The sequence below is a fragment of the Rhodococcus sp. R1101 genome (assembly GCF_000278445.1).
In the GTDB taxonomy this organism is placed as follows: Bacteria; Actinomycetota; Actinomycetes; order Mycobacteriales; family Mycobacteriaceae; genus Rhodococcus; species Rhodococcus gordoniae.
Genome location: NZ_AJVB01000288.1, coordinates 1 through 4,760, shown reverse-complemented (window position 1 = coordinate 4,760; position 4,760 = coordinate 1). Strand labels below are relative to the sequence as shown.

The following is a 4,760-nucleotide window of genomic DNA, read 5'->3' as shown; positions in this document are numbered from 1 at the left end:
AGCACGTCGCAGTTCTCCATCTCGACCTTGCCCTCGAGCACGGTGCACGCACACGAGCCGCACTCGCCCTCCTGGCAGGAGTACGGCACGTCGAGACCTTTCGCGAGCATGATGTCGACGAGGGTCTGCTTGCGCGGCCACGACAGCTCGTGGACCACGCCGTCGAGTTCGACCTCGACGGTCGCGGCGTCGGCCGCCTCCTCGTCGCTGATCTCGACCGGTGCCTGGTCGGCGAAGGGATCGCCCGAGAGCGAATTGAAGACCTCGGCATGGACACGGGCGCGGGGCATGCCCACGGTGTTCAGTGCCTGGTGGACCGTGTCCATGAACGGCCCGGGACCACACATGAACGCCTCGTACGACTCGTAGGGCGCCGCGAGCGCCGCGAGCTGGTCGGCCGTGGGCAGGCCCTGCACGGTTTCGAGCCAGTGGACGACGGTCAGGCGCGTCGGGTACTTCTCCGCGAGCGCGCGCAGCTCCTCCGCGAAGATGACGGACTTCTCGTCACGGTTGGCGTAGACGAGCACGACCTTGCCACTGCCCTGCGTGAGCGCGGACTTGAGGATCGAGATCACCGGTGTGATGCCGCTGCCGGCGCCGAAGAGCAGGAAGTCGTGATCGAGCGACTTCGGAGTGAAGACACCTGCGGGAGGGAGCACCTCGAGGGTCTGTCCGGCCGCGATGTTGTCGCACAGCCAGTTGGAGCCGTAACCGTCGGAGGTGCGCTTGACGGTGACCTTGGGGGCGTCGTCGGTGTACGGCGAGCTCGCGAGCGAGTAGCAGCGGGCCACCGAGCCCGTCTGTTCGCTCGGGATGCGCAGGGTGAGGAACTGGCCGGGCTTGTAGGCGAATTTGTCGCGCAGCTCGTCCGGGACGGCGAACACGATCGACCGCGTGTCGGCGGTCTCCTGGACGACGGCGGACACGGTGAGGATCACCGAGCGTGAGCCGTGGGGCACCTCGACAGTCGTCATGGGTGGTTCTCGTCCTCTCCTGCAAGATGGCCGCGCACGACCGAATCTAGAACGTGTTCTAATTCAGGTTACCAGCGCGTATGGGATGAGGAAAACGGTACCGGCACCGCTCGGGTGGGTGTGGTGCCCACCCGGTCAGCGGGAGGCGCCCTACCCGAACGGGTGGTGACCCCACGGCGACCGGACGGTTTCGGCCGCTGTGTCTTTCACCTCTCGCGCCTCTGGTCGATGGTGAATCACGGATGAGGTCCACATCACACCCCGGTCCGGTACAACCCCTCTGCGAGGAGATACACCATGGCAATCGAGCTCAATCAGATCTGGGACTTCCCGATCAAGGAGTTCCACCCCTTTCCCCGCGCGCTGATGGGTGTCGGCGCCCACGACATCCTCGGCGTCGAGGCCAAGAACCTCGGTTTCGAGCGCGCGCTGCTGATGACCACCGGCCTGCGTGGCTCCGGGATCATCGAGGAACTGATCGGCAAGATCGAGTACCAGGGTGTCGAGGTCGTCCTCTACGACAAGGTCGAGTCCAATCCCAAGGACTACAACGTCATGGAAGCCGCGGCGCTCTACCAGAAGGAGAAGTGCGACTCGATCATCTCCGTCGGTGGTGGCTCGAGCCACGACGCCGCGAAGGGTGCGCGTGTCGTGATCGCCCACGACGGTCGCAACATCAACGAGTTCGAGGGCTTCGCGAAGTCCACCAACAAGGAGAACCCGCCGCACATCGCCGTGTCGACCACGGCCGGCACCGGCTCCGAGACGTCCTGGGCCTACGTCATCACCGACACCTCCGACATGGACCACCCGCACAAGTGGGTCGGCTTCGACGAGGCCACGATCGTCACCCTCGCGATCGACGACCCGCTGCTCTACTACAGCTGCCCCCAGCACTTCACCGCGTACTGCGGCTTCGACGTCCTCGCCCACGGCTCCGAGCCGTACGTCTCGCGACTGGACTTCGCCCCGTCGCTCGGCAACGCCCTGTACTCGATCGAGCTCGTCGCGAAGCACCTGCGCGAAGCGGTCTTCGAGCCGCGCAACCTCAAGGCCCGCGAAGGCATGATGAATGCCCAGTACATCGCCGCGCAGGCCTTCAACTCCGGCGGCCTCGGCATCGTGCACTCGATCTCGCACGCCACTTCGGCCTTCTTCGACAGCCACCACGGACTCAACAATGCGATCGCTCTGCCGCGGGTATGGGAGTACAACCTGCCCTCCCGGTACGAGCACTACGCCCGCATCGCCGCCGCGATGGGCGTGGACACCCGCAACATGACCACCGTGCAGGCCGCCGACGCCGCGGTCGACGCGGCGATCCGCCTCGCGAAGGACGTCGGTATCCCCGACAACTTCGGCCAGGTGCGAGTCGACTCGTACGAGAAGAACCGTATGAACACCGGGAAGTACGCCGGTCGCGGCGAGGTCATCACCGGGGACGAGAAGACCGTCCGGGCCATCTCCGAACATATCCAGGGCGACTGGTGCACCCCGGGCAACCCCCGCGAGGTCACGGTCGACTCGATGATCCCGGTGGTCGACCACTGCATCAACCGGTCCTACTGAGAACCCGTGCTCCCGGGGCGACCCCTGCGCCCCGGGAGCACCTGCTCCGCCGCGACCACGCCAGAGAAGGAGACTCCGGATGACCCCGTTCGCCTCGGGCGCCGAACTGAAGGATGCGCTGCGCCGGCACGACTACATCGCCGACGACGAATTCGCGACCGTCGTGCACCTCGCCACCGCACTCGAGCGGCCCTTGTTGCTCGAAGGGCCCGCCGGGGTCGGCAAGACCGAACTGGCCAAGGCGCTCGCCGCGGTCGGTGGCCGGAAACTGGTGCGGTTGCAGTGCTACGAAGGGCTCGACGACAGCCGCGCTCTGTACGAGTGGGACTACGCCAGACAACTGCTGCACGTGCAGATGCTGCGCGACCGTATCGGTGAACTGCTCGCCGGCCACACCGACCTCGCGGATGCGTCGAACTTCCTCGCGCAGCAGGATTTCGGTCTGTACTCCGAGGCGTTCCTGTCGGTCCGCCCGCTGCTCGAGGCCGTGCTCTCCGAGGAGCCCGTGGTCCTGCTCGTCGACGAGGTGGACCGCACCGAGGAATCCATGGAAGCGCTGCTGCTCGAGGTACTCGCCGAAAGGCAGGTGACGATCCCCGAGGTGGGCACGTTCACCGCCCGGTCCACACCGTGGGTGATCCTGACTTCCAACGACACTCGCGAGTTGTCGCCGGCACTCAAGCGTCGCTGCCTGCACTACCACGTCGGTTACCCGACACCGGAACGCGAACGCGAGATCGTCACCGCGCGGGTGCCGGACGTACGACCGGGAACGGCCCACCGGATCGTCGACCTGTCCCGGACCCTGCGGGATCTGCCTCTGCGCAAGAGCCCGTCGATCTCGGAGGTCATCGACGCCGCGCGTGCGGCGACGGTGATGGGGCACGACGCCGACGACCCCGATTCGCTGGGCGGCATGCGCGACGTGCTGTTGGCGACGCTGCTCAAGTACACCGGCGACGTCGACCTCGTGAAGGCCCGACTCGGCGATGGGGGAACCGGAACCGCTGCAGCAGAGCCGATGACGTCGGAACCGGTTCCGTCGAACGAACGGGTGACGGTCGCATCGCGCCCGGCGAACACCACGACCGCCGTCTTCCGGGGACGCGGTGGTGGCGGTCGCGACGCCGCGGGTAGCGGACTGCGGGGGTGACCCCGCGATGCACGCATCCCGAGTGGGACGGGTGACCGCGCTCGACGAGCGTCGCCCCCGCTACGTGCTCGACGTGGTGGCGGCGGTGTTCGGCATGCTCCTGCGCCGCCACGGTGTCGCGGCGTCGCCGGCCGAGAGCATCGAAGTGCGCCGGGTGCTCGACCTGGTTCCCGCCCGCGAAAGGGACGTACTGCGCGCGTGCCTGCGGGCGGTGTCCGCCAAGTATCCGCACGAGAGGGCCGGTTTCGAGCGTGCCTTCGACGAGTTGTTCGGTGCTGTCGACGCCGCGATCACCGCGACCGGCGGTGGACCTGCCCGGGCGCAGTTCGCGGAGTCGCTGCCGGCCGCGCTCGAGATCGGCGACGATCCGAGCATCGCGCGCTACGCCGAGTACAACGAACGCGCCGCCGAGGTCGGCGACCACTTCGACACCCCGGAGGCCCGCAAAGGGTTCAACCCGCACAAGGACGACGACGATGTGTCGATGACGTCCTCCGACGCCGACCTGTCGGTGGACACGGGCGCGGACTCGGGTCGTCGCGGCGTCACCTATACCGTCGACGTCGAGAACGCGGCGACCACGACGGTGGGCGATCTGTCCGGTGAACCGGGGGCCGCGGTCGTCGGATCGCTGTCCTGGGACGATCCGGCGACGATCCTCGCGTGGCTCGACGCCTACGACCCGCACCGCACGTACGGGGGAGAGGTTCTCGACGAACCCCTCTCCGAATCGCAACTCGCGCGCCTCGTCGACGCGGTCGAAGCGTTCGTCGCCTCGCTCGCTGCGGCGGTGCCGGGGATCGAAGGCGTCGAGGCACCCGAATCGCACGACACCGCCGGCATCGACCGTGCCGAGATCGAGCTCGCGTGCCATGAAGTGTTGCGCCGGATGCGCGGTCCCGTCCGTCCCCATCCGCGTGAGCGCACCCGCGGGCGGCTCGACATGCGCAGGACCGCCCGGGCGGGGATGCGGACCGACGGGGTGCCGTTCAGGCTCGTCGTCCGTGCTCCCCGTCCCGACCGGGTGCGGCTGCTCGTCCTCGCGGATGTCTCGCTGTCGGTGC

Annotated in this window: 4 protein-coding genes; 3 read left to right on the top strand and 1 reads right to left on the bottom strand. The window is 67.7% G+C overall.

The window, feature by feature from the left end; genetic code table 11:
* Positions 1–974, bottom strand: a 974-nt coding sequence (locus R1101_RS0116085) for a ferredoxin--NADP reductase (protein WP_016934406.1), incomplete at its 3' end; no start/stop codon positions are given.
* A 297-nt stretch (positions 975–1,271) separates the two neighbouring features.
* On the opposite strand from R1101_RS0116085, the gene mdo reads away from it, so the two are divergent.
* The 3 genes from mdo to R1101_RS0116070 form a co-directional block, all read left to right on the top strand.
* Positions 1,272–2,543: an NDMA-dependent methanol dehydrogenase gene (mdo, locus tag R1101_RS0116080; protein WP_016934405.1), complete on the top strand. Its 1,272-nt coding sequence runs from the start codon at positions 1,272–1,274 to the stop codon at positions 2,541–2,543.
* A 79-nt stretch (positions 2,544–2,622) separates the two neighbouring features.
* Positions 2,623–3,696 (top strand): MadB family AAA-type ATPase, encoded by a 1,074-nt coding sequence (locus R1101_RS0116075; protein ID WP_016934404.1) that lies wholly within the window; start codon positions 2,623–2,625, stop codon positions 3,694–3,696.
* Between the two features lie 7 nt (positions 3,697–3,703).
* Positions 3,704–4,760: VWA domain-containing protein (locus R1101_RS0116070; RefSeq protein ID WP_051017564.1), on the top strand; the 1,057-nt coding region annotated here is incomplete at its 3' end.

Bases quoted from the DNA above. Each gene is read 5' to 3' on its own strand.
- R1101_RS0116075 (WP_016934404.1), top strand. From the start codon at position 2,623: ATGACCCCGTTCGCCTCGGGCGCCGAACTGAAGGATGCGCTGCGCCGG.
- mdo (WP_016934405.1), top strand. From the start codon at position 1,272: ATGGCAATCGAGCTCAATCAGATCTGGGACTTCCCGATCAAGGAGTTC.